Here is an 18166-nt window from a genome sequence, read left to right on the forward strand (position 1 = left end):
AGTCTAGATCCCCCTAAATCCCCCTTAAGAAGGGGGACTTTAAGTGTTCCAGTCCTCCTCTTTTTGCGCTTGGGACTTTGACTCCTCTTGTCCCCCCCTTATTAAGGGGGGTTAGGGGGGATCGGGAAGACTGGACAAGGAAGACTATTGGCTGGCACAGCGAAAATCTAGGTACGATCGTCATTCTAAAATAGATTGTTTTCCCAGCCATTCGCGGAAACTATTATGATACAAACTATAGCAAATTTCTTCTCCAATTTCTTGTTTATTTAAGAACTCGATCCAATTGTCTAACGCTTTTTCAACATCGTATTCATCCTGATCAATGATATTGGCGATCGCACTTACAGATAAACTTGCTGTTGATTGTACCAAAACATTCAGCACAGACAACTCGATCGCCGATAAGCCATCACCTGTCATCCGCAGCCAGTGGTTTTGATAATACGCTGCTAAACCGGGAGGAAGTTCAGAGGGAAGTGAGGACTCTCCCAGATTAGCATCGGGGTGTGAATTCTCGCCGATCGCCCTTAGCATCTGACTCAGATACATGAAATTGTTTTCGCTGACAGTAGCGAGTTGTTGGCAGAATTCGGGTTGAGTTAAATCCGGTGCGGTTGATAGGTATTGCTGAATGTAGTTAAGGACATCTTCCCGATTTTGGGCGGGATAATCTCTTAAATCGAGAGTTTGAGAGGGGGTTTCAATTAACAAACCGGATTTCTCTCTCAAAAACGGGCGGCGGGCGAGGATAAAATAAGTACGATCGCCCAAATATCTCGGCAGATAAAACAGATTTGTGCTGGGAGGCTGACTCGTGCGGGCGATCGCGTCTACAGAATCAATGACTATTATCAACTTTTGGCGATCGGCTAATTTATCGCTAATTTGCTGAAGCAACAAAGACAGAAACCAACTCCCATCATGGGATTCGAGATTTTGAATTTGAGATTTGAGCTTGAGGATTTCCGATGTTTCCCCATTGGCGGCAAGGTATTTGTCAATCAGTTGAGTGCAGACTGAAGCGAGAAAATCTTCAGCTCGATTTCTGCCCTCAACTCCAGCATTGTAATAGATACTGCGAGGATGGGCGGTGACATATTGGGCGAGGATGGAACTTTTGCCGCAGCCGGGAGTGCCAACTATTGTGAAATAACCGCGGCTGTGGGAGTTTAGAAAGTGGGAAATGGCAGAAAAAACAAACTTGCGCCCTGCAAAATTCTCGGTTTTTTCTCGCAGGAGCTGCTGAAATTCTATTGGGTAAGCAGTGGTAGAGATGGGAGTTGAAAGAGGTGAGGAATTCATGTTAGTGCCTCCACCCCTTCTAGGCGCAGGAAATATACGCGGCCGGATTCTTCGCCTGCGACAATTGTGACTCCATCGGGGGCAATGGCGCATGCGATCGCACTTTCACCCGTGAAACTGGCAATGACATTTCCACTCGATAAATCCCAAACTTTGATGGTGTTGTCCCAAGAACCAGAAATTGCCCGCTTGCCGTCGGGGGTGATGGCTACTGCTTTTATCGACTTGCTGTGACCTTTGAGAGTAAACTCTTGCTTTCCTGTGGTTAAATCCCAGACTTTGATGGTGTTGTCCGATGAACCAGAAATTGCCCGCACCCCATCAGCAGTGACGGTGACTGCATATACTGAGTCGCTGTGACCTTGCAGAGTAAATAGTTCGTTTCGAGCTGTTAAATCCCAGACTTTGATGGTGTTGTCCGATGAACCAGAAATTGCCCATTTCCCATCAGCAGTCACGGCTACTGCATTTACCGATTTGCTGTGACCAGTGAGAGTAAATAGTTCCTCTCCAGTTGTTAAGTTCCAGACTTTAAGGGAGTTGTCTACTGAACCAGAAATCGCCTGGTTTCCATCAGCCGTGACGGCAACTGCATTTACCGCTTTGCTGTGACCTTGGAGAGTAAACAGTTCATCTACTGTTGTTAAATCCCAGACCTTTATGGTTTTGTCCCACGAACTAGAAATTGCCCGTTTCCCATCAGCAGTGAGGGTGACTGCATTTACCGCTTTGCTGTGACCTTGGAGAGTAAACAGTTCATCTCCAGTTGTTAAATCCCAAACTTTGACGGTGTTGTCCCATGAACCAGAAATTGCCCGTTTCCCATCAGCCGTGACCGCTACTGCTTTTACCCAATTGCTGTGACTTTCAGGTGTAAACTGTTCCTTTCCAGTTGTTAAATCCCAAACTTTGACGGTGTTGTCCCATGAACCAGAAATCGCCCGTTTCCCATCCGCAGTGACGACAACTGCATTTACCGAATTGCTGTGGCTTTCAAGTGTAAACTGTTCCTTTCCAGTTGTTACATCCCAGACTTTGACGGTATTGTCCCATGAACCAGAAATCGCGCGCTTGCCATCCGCAGTGACCGCTACTGCTTTTACCAATTCACTGTGACCAGTGAGAGTAAACTGTTCCTTTCGAGTTGTTAAATCCCAGACTTTGAGGGTGTTGTCCGATGAACCGGAAAGCGCCCTATTGCCATAACTGCTGAGGGCTAGTGCATATACTGAGTTGCTGTGACCTTTGAGAGTAAATTCTTCCTTCCCCGTTATTAAATCCCAGACTTTGACGGTGTGGTCGCACGAACCAGAAATCGCCCGTTTCCCATCAGCAGTGACGGCTACTGCATTTACTGAGTTCCTGTGACCAGTGAGAGTAAACAGTTCCTTTCGAGTTGTTAAATCCCAGACTTTGACGGTGTTGTCATTTGAACCAGAAATCGCCCACTTGCCATCGGGGGCGACGGCTACTGCATTTACTGAGTTTCTGTGACCAACGAGAGTAAATTCTTGCTTTCCAGTTGTTAAATCCCAGACTTTGACGGTGTTGTCATTTGAACCAGAAATCGTCCACTTGCCATCCTCCGTGACGGCTAGTGCATATACTGAACTACTGTGACCAGTGAGAGTAAATTCTTCCTTTCCAGTTGTTAAATCCCAGACTTTGAGGGTGTTGTCCGATGAACCCGAAATCGCCCGCTTGCCATCGGGGGTGACAGCGACTGCATTTACCGAGTTGCTGTGACCTTCGAGGGTGCGTAGTAGTCCCCTGCGAGGGGGAGTTAAACAGGGTGTCAAAGGACGCAACCAAGGTGTTGCTTTCCACTGCTTTGCTACCTCCAGCATTGCCTGAATTTCGGGCATTTCAAAGTACAGTAAGCGCCCTAACAATTGCTCCGCCAGTCTTGTCTGAGCTCGCTCCAAAATATCGGCTGACATCCACAGTACCCTTTGAATCAAGTCCAGGGCTTTCGCTTTTTCTGGGTTGTACTCTGGGTGACTTAATTTTTCTGAATTGTCAACCAAATTAAAATTATCTATCAGTGCCTGCACTCCAAACTCAGGAGGCTGAATCTTTGCCATCAGAAAGTTAATATCAGGACGCAACCAAGGTGCTACTTTCCAGTGCTTTGCTACCTCCAGCATTGCCTGAATAGCTGGTCCTTCAAAGTACAGTAATGGTTCTAACAATTGCCCGACCCGTTGGGTTTTATCTCCCTCCAAAGTATCGGCTGACATCCACAGTGCCTCTTGAATCAAGTTCAGGGCTTTCGCTGTTTCTGGGTTGTACTCGGGGTGAGTTACTGCTTCTAAATCTTCAACCAAATTGAAATCATCAATCAGTGCCTGCACCCCAAACTCGGGATGCTGAATCTTTGCCATCAGGAAGTTAAAATCTGTCAGTTTTTGATAATACTTTTCTAAATTCCCTGACTTGACATAATTTGGCAGTAAGCTGCCCAGATAAGCACGTTGATAGGAAAGTGGTTTGGCTGCTAACTTGTCAGTAAATTCTCCCATCTCACGCCATCCCCTTTTCTAAATACTTAGTAATCCCTTCTAGTCGCAGGAAATATACGCGGCCGGATTCGTCGCCTGCCACAATTGTGACTCCATCGGGTGCAATAGCGCAACTGGCGATCGAACTTTCACCCGTGAAACTGGCAATGACATTTCCCCTCGACAAATCCCAGACTTTGAGGGTGCTATCCCACGAACCAGAAATTGCCCGCTTCCCATCAGCAGTCGCGGCTACTGCTTTTACCAAATCGCTGTGACCTGTGAGAGTAAACTCTTCCTTTCGAGTAGTTAGATCCCATACTTTGATAGTGTTGTCATCTGAACCAGAAATTGCCCGCTTGCCATCAGCGGTGACGGCGACTGCTGTTACGAATTGGCCGTGAGCTTCGAGAGTAAACAGTTTCTTTCCTATTGTTAAATCCCAGACTTTGATTGTCTTGTCATATGAACCAGAAATTGCCCGCTTGCCATCAGCGGTGACGGCGACTGCTTTTATCCAGCCGCCGTGACCTTTTAAAGTAAACAGTTCCTTTCGAGTTGTTAAATCCCAGACTTTGAGGGTGTTGTCCGATGAACCAGAAATTGCCCGCTTGCCATCGGGAGTGATGGCGACTGCATTGATTGAGTTGGTATGACCTTTGAGAGTAAACTGTTCCTCTCCAGTTGTTAAATCCCAGACTTTGAGGGTGGTGTCTCTTGAACCAGAAATTGCCCGCTTGCCATCAGCAGTGACGGCTACTGCATGGACTAAGTAACTGTGACCTGTGAGAGTAAAGAGTTCCTTTCGAGTTGTGAAATCCCAGACTTTGAGGGTTGTATCATCTGAACCAGAAATTGCTAGCTTGCCATCATCAGTGACAGCAACTGAATTGACAGAGCCGCTGTGGCTATTGAAAGTAAACTGTTCATTTCCAGTTGTTAAATCCCAGACTTTTAGAAGTCTATCATATGCACCAGGAATCGCCCAGTTGCCATCATCAGTGACAGCAACTGCATTGATCGAGCCGCTGTGGCTATTGAAAGTAAACTGTTCATTTCCAGTTGTTAAATCCCAGACTTTGAGGGTTCTATCATATGCACCAGAAATCGCCCGCTTGCCATCATCAGTGACAGCAACTGAATTGACCGAGCCGCTGTGGCTATTGAAAGTAAACTGTTCATTTCCAGTTGTTAAATCCCAGACTTTAAGGGTGTATTCATATGAAGCAGAAATTGCCTGTTTGCCGTTAGTAGTGACAGCGACTGCATTTACCTGTCTGTGACCATTGAGAGTAAACAGTTCATTTCCAGTTGCTAAATCCCAGACTTTGATGGTGTTGTCCCACGAACCAGAAATCGCCCGCTTGCTATCAGCAGTGATTGCTACTGCATTTACCGAATCGCTATGACCATTGAGAGTAAACAGTTCCTTTCGAGTTGTTAAATCCCAGACTTTGAGGGTGTTGTCCCACGAACCAGAAACCGCCCGTTTGCCGTCGGGGGTGACTGCCACTCCATGTACCGAGTTGCTGTGACCATTGAGAGTAAACAGTTCATCTCCAGTGGTTAAATCCCAGACTTTGATGGTGTTGTCATCTGAACCAGAAATCGCCCGCTTGCCGTCGGGGGTGACGGCTACTGCATTTACCGAATCGCTATGACCATTGAGAGTAAACAGTTCATTTCGAGTTGTTAAATCCCAGACTTTAAGGGTGTTGTCATCTGAACCAGAAATCGCCCGCTTGCCGTCGGGGGTGACGGCTACTGCATATACCTGTCTGTGACCCTTGAGAGTAAACAGTTCCTTTCCAGTGGTTAAATCCCAGACTTTGAGGGTTTGGTCTCTTGAACCAGAAATCGCCCGCTTGCCGTCGGGGGTGACGGCTACGGCTTTTACCGACTTGCTGTGACCTTTAAGGGTGCGTAGCAATCCTCTGCAAGAGGGAGTTAAACAAGGTGTCAAAGGACGCAACCAAGGTGCTGCTTTCCACTGCTTTGCTACTTCCAGCATTGCCTGAATCTTGGGCATTTCAAAGTACAGTAAGCGCCCTAACAATTGCTGGGCCAGTTTGGTCTTATCTGCATCCAAAATATCGGCCGACATCCACAGTACCCTTTGAATCAAGTTCAAGGCTTTTGCTGTTTCTGAGTTGTATTCTAGGTTAGTGACTGCTTCAAAAGCGTCAACCAAATCGAAATCATCAATCAGTGCCTGCACCCCAAATTCAGGATGCTGAATCTTTGCCATCAGAAAGTCAAAATCTGTCAGTTTTTGATAATACTTTTCTAAATTACCTGACTTAACATAATTTGGCAGTAAGCTGCCCAGATAAGCACGTTGATAGGAAAGTGGTTTGGCCGCTAACTTGTCAGCAAATTCTCCCATCTCACGCCATCCCCTTTTCTAAATACTCAGCAATCCGTTGATTTACTTCCAGAAAAATTCTTCGATTTGAATCCATCTCCCGTTTAGCTTTCAGAAAGTCAAGGAAACTAGCATGATAAATGGTATAGCAGATTTCTCCTTCTACATTCTGCTTTTTCAAATACTCAACCCACTCATCTTCTAAAACCTTTCCCACATCGCATTGATCCACCTTGGCAATTCCAGCAATCATGTCGCAGGGAATGGGCGTGGCAATTTCTAGCAAAATATACAAGACAATCTCCATCAATTGCCCAGGCTTAGCATCTATCCCCATTCGCACCCAATGGTTTTGATAATATTCTTGCAGCCCATCGGGCAATTGCCTTAAACTCAAGTCATTGTAATCACCCTTAGCAATTGCCGGCAAAACATACCGCAAATACATAAAGTTATTTTCGCTTTTATTTGCCACTTCCTCGACAAAAGTTGTATCGGGAACCTTGCGGGTTTGAATCCAGTTTTTCAGACCATATTTATAGTCAGAATCGGTATTTATAACAAAGCGAATATATTCTTTTATATCCTCCTGATTGAAGTTAACATACTTTTCGTCTCTTAAATCTAACTCTTTTTCTGGAACATCTACTAACAGCCGCTTTTTATCGAGGCTATAGGGTCGCCTAGTCATCAGAAAATATACATGATTGGGCAGATTTTTTGGTAAATGTAAAAGATTTCCTCCCGGTTCTTGTTCGACTTCATCCAGTGCATCAATTGCAATTATCAAACGTTCGCCCAAAGTGAGTTGTCCCGCCACCTGGGCCAGTAAAGTTGGTAAATCGGCGTTTTCTGAATTTAACAATTGATAGCGGTCAATTAATTGCCGCCGAAGGCTCTTCAGAAACAATTCTGGTCGGTTGCGGCGTTCGACGAGAATATTGAAATAGCAGGGAGATTCATGTTCCCAGACGTATTTGGCAACGATCGAGCTTTTTCCCATTCCCGCATCCCCGACGAGCGTAAAATAACCGTGAGGATTGTCGGTGATAAATTGCTCAAAAGTCTCAAAAACAAATTGGCGACCGCAAAACCTCCGAATTTTTTCTTCTATTAACGATCTAAATTCTTCAGGGTAGGGGGCAACTACTGGGTCTGGTTTTGGATAATACTTCTGTTTTAATTTTCTAAACAATAAATCCAATTTTCCGGCACCTTTTTGGTCAATAAGTTGAGGAAAACTATCTCCAAATTTCTTATAAATCTCTCGCAACCGCTGTTTTACAGTAGCTTCTGATATGCTAAATTTTACTGAAAGCTCTACCTGATTGCGCGGTGCTCTTTCAGGAGAGAAGAGTGCTGCTAATAATGTTTCTGTGTGTTCCATCGATAATCCATGTGTCCCACATTCGCTTCTAAGGAATTCTTGCCAATCCATCTAGGTTAACCCCTAATTTAACTTTATTACAACTTACACGTCATGCACTTAAATCATCCTGAGCCTTGCCAAGGAGCTCTTAGACGGCTGGGATGCTTGCCAGTCCTGAGCCTTGCGAAGGATAGGGACTCTGCATGACAGTAGTTTAATTATACCTTGACTATACTTTGATTATACCGACCTCTAATAGACCTAACTTTATACCTCTGGTCAACTTCAGTCAATTAAAGTGATGCGATGATTTGATCAGAAGCACAAAAGCAATTTTTGATAAACATTGGAGGTCACTAGAAATGAATCTTAACTTATTCGGCAACTCACACCCGGACGAAGATAATAGCAAAATGGATGAAATCCCATCACTTGGGATAGGTATAAAAATTATTAGCCAAATTGCCGATGAGCTTAGTTATACCCACACTTCTGACCATCGAAACTGTCTGTTAATTGTAAAATATTTTCAGCCTGTACTACCTCACCCTAGCAATCAAGCTGATTGTTTTAAGCGAGCGACCGATACTTTAAACATTTTCAACTGGCTGAAAGAGCAAAAAACTAGCCCATCCGATCGAAGTTCTAACCAGCCACTGCAAAAGATTAGCCTTCAACTCAATAGTGATATTGCCACTGTCACTCAAGTTTTATGGTGGGTCGAACAGTTAGAGAATCTACCACTTCCCGAAGAAGTTTTGCAGCTTTGTAAACTTGCGACTGTCGAGGGGTTTATCAATGCTATTCACCACCACAAAAATATGCCATCAAACACTCCGATCGATCTTGCGATCGCAGTTTTTAACGAACGCATAGAAATTCAAATTTGGGATTGGGGAAAGCCTCTTAATTTCCCAGGTAAAGTTAAAAGTGACCAATCGCCAGCAAAAGATTCGTTAGGTTTAAAAGAGCTGGAATTTATGTTTTAGCAAAGATGGCTATATCTCCAAATCATCCTTTAATTAGTTCTGCATGGCTAGGATTGATAGGTTTTAATCTCCTGCCCGATTTACCATAAAAATTATGGCAGATCGCAAATTAAAACTCACCTTGTCTGCCCTTCATTCTCCCTTTTTGCTTCAGTAGGATATCTGTAAAAACCAAAAAGCTCACTATTTAGCAGAGAAAACCGTTATGAACTTTAACTTAGAAAATTCCCACCGTGACGAAGATTTTAGCGAAATCGATGAAATAGGAAAAATAGGTATAAAACTTATTGGCAAAATTGCCGATGAGCTAAGTTATACCCGCACATCTGAGGGGCGAAACTGTCTGTTAATTGTAAAATATTTTCAGCCAGCTTTAGTACCACCACAACCTAGCACTCAAACTACTTTTTTTAAGCGTGCGATCGACCTTTTACACAGCTTTAACTGGCTTCAAGAGCAACGAAATCCCCAATCCGAGCCAAGTTATAACCAGCCATTCCAGAAAATTAAAATTAAACTCAATAGCGAGCTCCAGGCGGTTACTCAAGTTTTATGCTGGGTCGAGCAGTTAGAGCTTCTACCCATTCCCGAAACAGTTTTGCAGCTTTGTAAGCTTGCTGCGATCGAGGGTTTTGCCCATGCGGTTCGCCACGCCCACACAAATCGGTCATTGGAAACTCCGAAAATAGAACTAGCGATCGCAGTCTTTAACGAACGCCTAGAGATCGAAATATGGGATTGGGGCAAGCCTTTTGACCTCAAGACCAAGCTGAAAGAAGAATTGCCCGAAAAAACTCTGTTTAGTTGGAACGACCTGGCCTTTACTCTTCACTAAAGCTGTTCTGAAATTGCTAAGTAAGTGGTTACAAATAAATATTAGATGGTCGGGCGGGGGTTACGGTTACAGGTTCGAGCCGCCTTCTGCCACTGCAATGGCAATTTGCCAATTTATCTAGGCGACGGAGGACACGGCAATGCCGTTTCCCTACCCCAAAATAATCATCGCCCTTGATGAGAAATACAACCATCGCCCGATTTATTGTAAGGACACGGCACTGCCGTGTCCTAGGCTATGGAGGAAACGGCAATGCCGTTTCCCTACCCCAAAATAATCGATCGCCCTTGATGAGAAATGCAACCATCACCTGATTAATTGTAGGGACACGGCACTGCCGTTTCCTAGGAAATGGAGGACACGGCAGTGCCGTTTCCCTACCCCTCATCGATCGCCCTTGATGAGAAATGCAACGATCACCCGATTAATTGTAGGGACACGGCACTGCCGTGTCCTGGCTTAGATATCCTAGTTTTTAGCCGCCCCAAACCTTCTTCAAAACATCTTGAGGAGAGATGTCCGCCATTTTGCCAGTAGGAGATTTAATGCCCAAAAATCGATCGCTCTTTGGCAGCAATTTTGCAGGTTCAGTCGGGCCGAACAAAGCTATTGTATAAGTTTGTACCGCCACAGCTAAGTGCATCGGCGCACTGTCAGTACATATCATCAAATTAGCAGCAGCAATGGTGGCGGCCAACTTGCCCACATCATCCGGCGAGATAACTTTTACATTCGGACATAACTCGACTAACTTTGTCACGAAGTCTGCATCTTCGGGGCCTTTCACAACAACAACGGGCAAATTAGGCTGCCGCTGCTGACAGTCTTGGATAATTTGCTTCCAGTTGTCTGTAGGGTAAATTTTGTCAATACCTTTAGACACAGCTAATTGACTGGAACCGCCGTGAATCAAAATGTAGCCGCTTTCTTTGATTCCCAACCGCTGCTGTTCGGCTTCCGCCCACTGAATGTCCTGTTTTGGTACATTAATTGCGATCGCCGGACAAGGATTTTTAATGTTAAATCCTTGCAGCAAATCGTGGTACATTGAAGCGGCGTACTGTTCAGTTTTCAGCGGTACAGCAGCAGTGAGAAATCGAGCGCCGTTGGTTCCAGAATAGCCAACTCTCTGCGGAATGCCGGTCAGCCACAGCAGCAGCCCTACAGTCCACCGCTGGCCTAGGGAAATCACTGCTTCGTATTCGCGATCGCGAATTACGCCCAGTAAATTGCCCAAATCGGCCATAGCGTTGCGGTCTTTGAAATTGTACGTCAAGACTTCTTTGACCGACTTGCAGACTCGGTAAGCACCCTTTGCCCTCGGTTCCACGATGACATCAATTTGCGCGTCGGGATAAGACTGCTTGAGGTCATCAAGAGTGGGGAAAAATAAAATTTGGTCGCCAATCCCGCCAGGGACAAGTGCTAGTATTCGCATCATAAACGATCGGGCTATTATTGATCGAGGTAGCTCTCAGAGATCGGCTCTCAACTATCAGCTTATAGTATTTCTAGACCTTAAAAGCTACTGGCTGACAGCTAAACAACTGACTCAAAAGTACAGGACGCTCTTATTATATATATCTAGTTGGGTTAAAAACGGTTAGTAAATGCACTTATTAATTCCTGCAGCGGGTTCGGGGCGACGGATGGGGAGTCAGCGGAACAAACTGCTGCTGACTTTGCTGGGGAAACCTTTGCTGAGTTGGACTTTGGCTGCTGCTGAAGCTTCGCAGCACATTAGCTGGATTGGCATCATGGGCCAGCCAGACGATTTTCCTGATTTTAAAGCAATTCTGAGCGATTTATCTTTGGTTAAGCCCGTGGAACTGATTAAAGGAGGCGCCACCAGGCAAGAGTCAGTTTACAACGGTTTGCAGGCTTTGCCTCCGTCGGGCGATCGAGTGTTGATTCACGACGGGGCGAGGTGTTTGGCAACTGCTGAATTGTTCGATCGATCTGCCGAGGCCCTCTTGACCTGTCCGGGCTTGATTGTCGCCGTCCCGGTCAAGGATACGATTAAGGTCGTAGATGAGCGTCGGATCGTGCGAGACACCCCAGACAGAAGCAATTTGTGGGCAGCCCAGACTCCCCAAGGATTTGAAGTGAAATTGTTAAAGCAGTGTCACCAAGAAGGGCGACAGAAAGGTTGGGAAGTTACAGACGATGCGGCTTTGTTTGAAAAATGCGGTTTACCAGTGCAAATTGTGGAGGGAGAAGAGACGAATTTGAAAGTCACAACACCGGTTGATTTAGCACTAGCTGAATTTATTTTGCGGCAGAGATACGGGGAATAGTTTTAAATTGTGTAAGGGGAAATTGGGAATTGGCTATGGGAATTGGTAAGCTAACTAAGTCCTCATAAAAACTCAGAATACCCAGATACCCGACTTTTTAAAGAAGTTGGGTATCTAATAACCCTCGCCTTTTAGATTTAATTAAATTGACCTACTTAGTAAGGGCTGGCTGTTGGTCGGACAATAATTTCGCTAACATCAACATCGTCAGGTTGTTCGATCGCAAATACAATCGATCGCGCGATCGCAGCAGCAGGAATAGCTACTTTGCGGAATTCTTGCATTCCCGATCTTGCAGTTTCATCAGTGATGCTCTCGGCTAACTCAGACTCCGTTACTCCAGGAGAAATCACCGTCACCCGAATGTCGCCCCCAACTTCTTGTCTCAAGCCTTCTGAGATGGCTCTAACGGCGAATTTAGTAGCACAGTAAACAGCAGCAGTGGGATAAACCGCGTGTCCGCCGATCGAGGAAAGATTAATAATCTGACCAGATTTTTGTGTTTTCATGACAGGAAGTGCCGCCGCGATGCCGTACAAAACACTTTTGATATTGACATCAATCATGCGATCCCATTCCTCAACTTTCAGTTGTTCGAGTGCGGATAGGGGCATGATGCCAGCATTGTTAATCAGGACATCTACGCGATCGAACTTACTTTGGGCAAATTGAACCAGATCCTCCATTTGACTGCGTTGCGTCACATCCAGCGCCTGGTATTCGACTGTTCCACCCTCCGCACGAATGTCCTTGGCGATCGCTTCTAGGCGATCGGTGCGACGTGCGCCTAAAACAACTTTTGCGCCGTTTTTGGACAGCAACTTAGCGGTGGCTTCACCGATTCCACTACTGGCCCCAGTGATAACAACAACTTTGTTTTCTACGTTCAACATGGTTATTTTCCCTTTTCTTAAAGTTGATTTCAATTAAATAAACTGACCGCCAGAGACTTCGATTCTCTGTGCATTCACCCATCTGTTTTCTTCGGATAGCAAAGAGGCGATCGCACCGCCGATATCATCAGGAAGACCGACGCGACCTAGGGCGGTTTGCGAAGCGATAAAGTTGTTAATCTCAGGATTGTCACGCACCGCACCGCCATTAAAATCCGTTTCAATCGCGCCGGGGGCCACCACATTTACGGCAATCTGTCTTTGTCCCAGTTCTTTCGCCATGTATCGGGTCAAAACTTCGATCGCTCCCTTCATGCTTGCATAAGCTGCATAGCCCGGTAGAGCAAAACGGGCAAGTCCCGACGAAATATTGACAATCCGTCCTCCATCATTTATCAAAGGCAGAAGTTTCTGCGTGAGGAAGAAAACGCCTTTTACATGAATATTCATCAAGCGATCGAAATCATCTTCGGTGGTATCAGCAAAAGACGCATGAACCCCAATACCAGCATTATTCACGAGGAAATCAAAATGCTCTGTCTGCCATTTATCTTGAAGTGACTGCTTGACTTGTTCCACAAAACCGTCAAAGGTTTTCGTGTTTGAAGTATCCAGTTGCAGTGCAACCGCTTGAGCTCCGATATCGGCGATCGCAGATACGACATTTTTTGCATCCTCATCGCTGTTGTGATAAGTCACGATGACATCTACTCCTTTTCTGGCAAGGGTCAAAGCGGTATTTTTGCCAAGTCCTCGGCTCGCCCCTGTTACCAATGCGATTTTCGTATTGTCTTTGGTCATTACCTTATCCTTTTATTGGTTTATTGGGATGTGTTCATCCTATGACTAAAAGCAAGGGTGTTGAATACACAGACCTCGCAATTTATTGCCTAATCCTCCAAAGCCATATTTTCTGAATGGCTCAAGATGCTCTATGATCAGCAAAAGGAAATGGTTAAATCAATCAAAAAACTAGCAGGGCAATTGAAATGCTCAACCAACTAATAAACCAAGATGCGATCGCTAATCAATGTAAAGAATTGGCGGCATTAGTAACTCGGCACACTGAAGGCAAGGGTAACGGTTTGCATAAAACAGCTATAGATAAGCTGGAATTGACGCGAGAATCTTCAGTTTCCGCAGCACTACATGGTGTTTATGAACCTCTTCTCGCCATCATCGTTCAGGGTCAAAAAGAAGCGTTGCTGGGTGAGGAAACCTATCGTTATGGCGAGGCTCAATATCTTGTGATCTCCGTTGATTTACCTATTAACGGATTTGTTGTAGAGGCTACCCCAGACAAGCCGTATTTAGGATTCAAGCTGAATCTAGATCCACGCCAACTCTGTGACATTATTACTGCCCAAACCAACCCAAGTGCAAATAAGAAAGAAAACTCTGTTAGAGGTTTGTTCGTCAGCACCGCCGATGCACCGTTGCTCGATTGCGCCCTCAGACTGACAAGACTTTTGGATACACCGCAGGATATCCCTATCCTGGCACCGATGATTATCGGCGAAATCTATTATCGTCTTTTAATAGGCGAACAAGGCGAAGCTGTCCGCCAAATCGCAACATCTGGCAGCAATATGCAGCGCATCGCTGAGGTGCTCAAACTGATTAAAACTGATTTTGTAAAACCGATGCGTGTTGAGGATTTGGCAGGACAAGCCAAGATGTCTCCTTCATCTTTTCATCACCATTTTAAGGAAGTGACATCGATGAGTCCACTTCAATATCAAAAGCAATTAAGACTATTAGAAGCACGTCGCCTGATGCTTGCCGAAAACGCCGATGCCACAAATGCTGCGTATCAGGTGGGTTATGAAAGCCCCTCACAGTTCAGCCGCGAATATTCTCGGATGTTCGGTGCGCCGCCGATCCGGGATATTGAGCGTTTGCGTACTGCTTGAGCGTAACTGTTTCGACTATATTGGTTTTGTTCCATTAACACAAATGGAGGATAAAAGCAATGGAATATTGCGGTAAATGGCGGAGCGCGGAGATGGAATTGTGGGATAGTGATTACTTGGACATGGAAGTTGAAGCGTATATCGAGATTGAACCTACGGTTTCAGGAGAATTTCAATTCGGTTTAGTATCAGGTCAAATTGACGGCGAAGTCGTAAAAGATGGAAAGGATCGGCGATTGGAGTTTACCTGGGACGGTAATGACGAATGCGATCCTGCCTCCGGTAGCGGTTGGCTCAAATTAAAGGATAAAAACTCGGTAGATGGTCGAGTCAAATTCCACCAAGGCGATAGTTCTAGTCTTGTGGCTAAGCGCATGAAGTAGGCAATCAGCGATCGCACTATTTTATGCGATTTTTTTAAACTGCAGATGAACGCAGATGAACGCAGATACAATCTCATCCGCGTTCATCTGTGTTCATCTGCTGATATCTGCGGTAACAAAATCTCAATCTAACCAATAACCAATAACAACTGACTTAGGTTTCTCATGAAGGGTTAATCGGAAAATCACCCTCACTATCAACCTCTGCGGCACTTTTAACTAAATCTAAGAACGCAAACACGGCCGGAATCAACAACCCATCCCTCAAAACAGACACCCCAATTACCCTTTCAAAATCCGCAGGCAAACTGCAAACTTTCACCGAAGACGGTATCGGTTCTGCGGCCAAACGGGGCAGAATTGCTGTACCCAAACCTTGCATCACCATACTGACAATAGTTGAATCTTCGCTGAGTTCGTAAGCAATATTTAAGGGAAACCCCGAAGTTGTCAAATATTTTCGCAGCGGTATCGAACAAGGATTTTCCGCCGGCTGCAAAATCAACGGATAAGCTGCTAATTCTTCCCAGGTAATCTTAGCACTTGACAATTTGGCAGTTGGCGGCAGCAACACAACATATTTATCCCGCAAAATTTCTCTAGTTTCAAATTCATCGGAAATGGGAAGAGAGACAAAGCCGATGTCTGCTTTGCCCGATCGCAAAGCCTCTTCCACAGCTTGGGTATAATAAACTTCGGTAATGCTAACTGTAATTTTGGGAAAGCAACTGCGAAATTTAGCAATAATACCCGGTAGGATATGAGTTGCGACACTCCGAAAAGTAACTATCCGTACCTGACCTCCCTGCAAACCTTTTTCTAAATCCGCTTCTTTGACCATCATTTCTAAGGCGCAGGCTATTTGACGCCCGTGACTCACTACCCTTTCCCCGACTGGCGTCAGTTGAGCACCGTGTCGCCCCCGGTGGAACAATTGCACTCCCAATTCTGTTTCTAAAGAGGCTATGGCGTGGCTGACGGCGGATTGGGACAGTTCCAATTGCAAAGCCGCCTCGCTAAAGTTTTCACAGTCTGCTACAGCTATCAAAGCTTGAATCTGAGAGAGTTTCATCCGCCGCGTATTGATTTCGTTCATAGCGCTTGTGCCAGTAGTGTCTAAATTGTCACAGGGGCTTCGATATATCGATTTTATTCATACAACCTATGCAAGCAATGCTTTGATTGTCAATTGCCCCAGAGTTAAGGTTAATTTATCAGGTAACAGATAGACTTTGACAGGACTTGCACGGCAACAATATTGTGCTGTAATTGCGATGAAATTATTGCAGTGAAAAGCTTTTTTTTGTATTTTTTTAGTGCAATTTTTGTAGGAGTTTTAACTTTAAGGTGTTGGCTATGTCTACTTACAAAAATCGGATACAACCCCGAATAATGAGGTTATTTTTGAGTGCCGATCGAGCTAAACAATCCGAAAAACCGAAAGGGCAATCTCTCTTTTCAGCTATAAATCAAATTGGGCAGTTTTTGCTCTCCCTCATTTCTGGTGAGGACGAACTGAGAATTTGGCAGGCTTGCGATCGCTATGGTAACACTTGGTGGCACGGTTGCGATCGGGCGACGGGTCGTTCTACTTGCGTGGCGACGGATGATGAAATGCGCGCTTGGATCGATCGGCGTTATTGCCAATAGTAGTGTGTGGGTTGCGTGGAAATGAAGTGACATACAGTCCTCGATTAGCAATTACCAATTAGCAATTACCAATTACTCAGTAGGAGATGCTATGCTTCAAATATCTTCCGAATGTGCAGCGCCAGATCGCATTGTTCTGATGGAAAACGAGGTATACAGATTGCCTCAAACTCATCGAGAAATCCAAGTTTTGTCAGGAATTGCTTGGATCACGCTTGACCAACAGGACATCATATTGCAAAGCTCTGAAAAAGCATCGCTTCCACCCAGCAAAAACTTTGCTGTCATATCCGCTCTCAACAATATGCCGCTGATTATGGCAGTCTGGCAAGACAAAAACCCAGTCTGAACCTAGAGATTGAGAAAAAATTCGGCAGGAACACCCCAAAAAGCTCTATCTTAATAGTTATCACTTAGCTATTGGAGGACTCGATCGGTGTACTGCCGCTCTTATCACTTCAGCTATCTCGCAGCTATAAGTATTGTCTTATCGCCCGCACTCAGCTTGCTGGCAATTTCAGACGCCCGGGCTTATGGCCCAATTATAAATGCTAGGCGCGCCCAAGCGAGCGCTCAGGCTCAGGCAACTGACCCCAAAACGCAAGCAGACGCACTCTTTGAAACAGGAGTAAAACAGCACCGCGAGGGTTTGTTTCAAGAAGCTATCCAGACTTTTGAGCAAGTTTTGGCAATTCGCAAGCAACTAGACGACAAAGCGGGAATCGGAGAAACCCTCAACAATATGGGGGAAGTTTATGGCGAAATGGGTTTGAGGCCCAAAGCTTTGGAAGTTTTGGGGCAAGCTTTAGTCATTCACCGAGAAATCAGCCAAGGGCGTCGTATCGCGCGCACTCTCAATCTCATCGGTTTCGTCAACCGGATTGGAGACAATTTTTCCGAAGCGATGAAACTGCACCAAGAAGCTTTGGAACTTGCCAAAAGTGCCAACGACCAAATTGAAATTGGAGAATCCCTCCACAACATCGCGGCCGTTTACGCAGAACAGGTCAATTACGCCAAGGCGATCGAATTTTACCAGCAAGCGCGCACGATTCGCACTATTGAGGGCGATCGCCGCGATTTAGGTCGTACCCTCAATAACATGGGCGGCGTCTACTACAACATCGGCGACTTTAATAGAGCCATGGAATTTTACCACCAAGCTTTAGCAATTCGTCGGGAAATCGGAGACAGGGCTGGCGTCGGTCGCCTCCTCAACAACATGGCACTTACCTCTCGCAAACTCGGCAAAGATACTCAAGCGCTGATCTATTTTCAGCAAGCAATACCGATGTTAGAAGCAATCGGCGACAAGACAAGTATCGGACGCTTGCTCAACAACATGGGCGCAATTCATGAAAGTCTCGGTCAATCTGCTAAAGCTCTCGAATCCTACGAGGGAGCTTTAAAAATTGCTCGTGAGGGCGGTGACAAAGCCGGAGAAACTACGGCGATGGAGGGAATTAAGCGATTGTCTTCCGGTCAGCTTGTACCGCAATAATGACAGTTAAGCGGTTCGGCGTCTCGGATGAAAATTGGAAGCGATCGACTTTGGCGACGAGGGTGCATCTCACTGTTGCAAATATATGAAAAAGGGCGAAAATGAAAAAGCTAGTAAAACTGTGAAAAAAGATGAGGGAAAAAAATGACACCCGAAGACCAAAAG

16 protein-coding genes are annotated in these 18166 nt (G+C 45.4%); 8 read left to right on the forward strand and 8 right to left on the reverse strand.

Annotated elements, in window-relative coordinates:
* Positions 1-180 precede the first annotated feature (180 nt).
* From QUA57_RS06970 to QUA57_RS06985, 4 genes are read right to left on the reverse strand one after another with little or no spacing between them, the layout of a single operon-like run.
* Entirely contained in the window at positions 181-1305 is a 1125-nt protein-coding gene (locus QUA57_RS06970) for an ATP-binding protein (RefSeq protein ID WP_333060101.1), read from the reverse strand.
* Entirely contained in the window at positions 1302-3827 is a 2526-nt protein-coding gene (locus QUA57_RS06975; protein ID WP_333060102.1) for a WD40 repeat domain-containing protein, read from the reverse strand. The genes QUA57_RS06970 and QUA57_RS06975 overlap by 4 nt, the downstream gene beginning before the upstream one ends.
* A gap of 1 nt (position 3828) precedes the next feature.
* Positions 3829-6192 (reverse strand): WD40 repeat domain-containing protein, encoded by a 2364-nt coding sequence (locus QUA57_RS06980; RefSeq protein ID WP_333060103.1) that lies wholly within the window; start codon positions 6190-6192, stop codon positions 3829-3831.
* A gap of 1 nt (position 6193) precedes the next feature.
* A complete protein-coding gene (locus QUA57_RS06985) occupies positions 6194-7558 on the reverse strand; it encodes a transcriptional regulator (protein ID WP_333060104.1) in 1365 nt (454 codons plus the stop codon).
* Positions 7559-7902: 344 nt separating this feature from the next.
* Here QUA57_RS06985 and QUA57_RS06990 point away from each other — a divergent pair, with 344 nt between their 5' ends.
* Both QUA57_RS06990 and QUA57_RS06995 read left to right on the forward strand, forming a co-directional pair.
* Complete coding sequence (locus tag QUA57_RS06990) at positions 7903-8529, forward strand: ATP-binding protein (protein ID WP_333060105.1); 627 nt, start codon at positions 7903-7905, stop codon at positions 8527-8529.
* 205 nt (positions 8530-8734) lie between these two features.
* On the forward strand, positions 8735-9364 hold the full coding sequence (locus tag QUA57_RS06995; protein ID WP_333060106.1) for an ATP-binding protein: 630 nt from the start codon (positions 8735-8737) through the stop codon (positions 9362-9364).
* Positions 9365-9839: 475 nt separating this feature from the next.
* Here QUA57_RS06995 and QUA57_RS07000 read toward each other — a convergent pair whose 3' ends face one another.
* Positions 9840-10802: a glycosyltransferase family 9 protein gene (locus QUA57_RS07000; protein ID WP_333060128.1), complete on the reverse strand. Its 963-nt coding sequence runs from the start codon at positions 10800-10802 to the stop codon at positions 9840-9842.
* A 172-nt stretch (positions 10803-10974) separates the two neighbouring features.
* On the opposite strand from QUA57_RS07000, the gene ispD reads away from it, so the two are divergent.
* A complete protein-coding gene (gene ispD, locus QUA57_RS07005) occupies positions 10975-11661 on the forward strand; it encodes a 2-C-methyl-D-erythritol 4-phosphate cytidylyltransferase (RefSeq protein ID WP_333060107.1) in 687 nt (228 codons plus the stop codon).
* Positions 11662-11816: 155 nt separating this feature from the next.
* Here the strand turns inward: ispD and QUA57_RS07010 are convergent, their stop codons facing one another.
* The gene (locus tag QUA57_RS07010) at positions 11817-12554 is read right to left on the reverse strand and encodes an SDR family oxidoreductase (RefSeq protein WP_333060108.1); all 738 of its coding nucleotides are present in this window, start codon (positions 12552-12554) and stop codon (positions 11817-11819) included.
* A gap of 33 nt (positions 12555-12587) precedes the next feature.
* Positions 12588-13355: an SDR family oxidoreductase gene (locus QUA57_RS07015; RefSeq protein WP_333060109.1), complete on the reverse strand. Its 768-nt coding sequence runs from the start codon at positions 13353-13355 to the stop codon at positions 12588-12590.
* 188 nt (positions 13356-13543) lie between these two features.
* On the opposite strand from QUA57_RS07015, the gene QUA57_RS07020 reads away from it, so the two are divergent.
* The gene (locus tag QUA57_RS07020) at positions 13544-14467 is read left to right on the forward strand and encodes an AraC family transcriptional regulator (protein ID WP_333060110.1); all 924 of its coding nucleotides are present in this window, start codon (positions 13544-13546) and stop codon (positions 14465-14467) included.
* 59 nt (positions 14468-14526) lie between these two features.
* Positions 14527-14850, forward strand: coding sequence for a hypothetical protein (locus QUA57_RS07025; RefSeq protein ID WP_333060111.1), 324 nt, complete (start codon positions 14527-14529; stop codon positions 14848-14850).
* 163 nt (positions 14851-15013) lie between these two features.
* On the opposite strand, the gene QUA57_RS07030 is transcribed toward QUA57_RS07025, so the two are convergent.
* Complete coding sequence (locus tag QUA57_RS07030) at positions 15014-15946, reverse strand: LysR family transcriptional regulator (protein WP_333060113.1); 933 nt, start codon at positions 15944-15946, stop codon at positions 15014-15016.
* Between the two features lie 296 nt (positions 15947-16242).
* Here QUA57_RS07030 and QUA57_RS07035 point away from each other — a divergent pair, with 296 nt between their 5' ends.
* From QUA57_RS07035 to QUA57_RS07045, 3 genes are all read left to right on the forward strand, one after another.
* A complete protein-coding gene (locus QUA57_RS07035; RefSeq protein ID WP_333251009.1) occupies positions 16243-16500 on the forward strand; it encodes a hypothetical protein in 258 nt (85 codons plus the stop codon).
* A 91-nt stretch (positions 16501-16591) separates the two neighbouring features.
* On the forward strand, positions 16592-16849 hold the full coding sequence (locus QUA57_RS07040; RefSeq protein ID WP_333060116.1) for a hypothetical protein: 258 nt from the start codon (positions 16592-16594) through the stop codon (positions 16847-16849).
* 87 nt (positions 16850-16936) lie between these two features.
* A complete protein-coding gene (locus QUA57_RS07045; protein ID WP_333060118.1) occupies positions 16937-18001 on the forward strand; it encodes a tetratricopeptide repeat protein in 1065 nt (354 codons plus the stop codon).
* The last annotated feature ends 165 nt before the right edge of the window (positions 18002-18166 follow it).

Source organism: Microcoleus sp. Pol7_B2 (genome assembly GCF_036701035.1).
Classification (GTDB): Bacteria; Cyanobacteriota; Cyanobacteriia; order Cyanobacteriales; family Microcoleaceae; genus Microcoleus.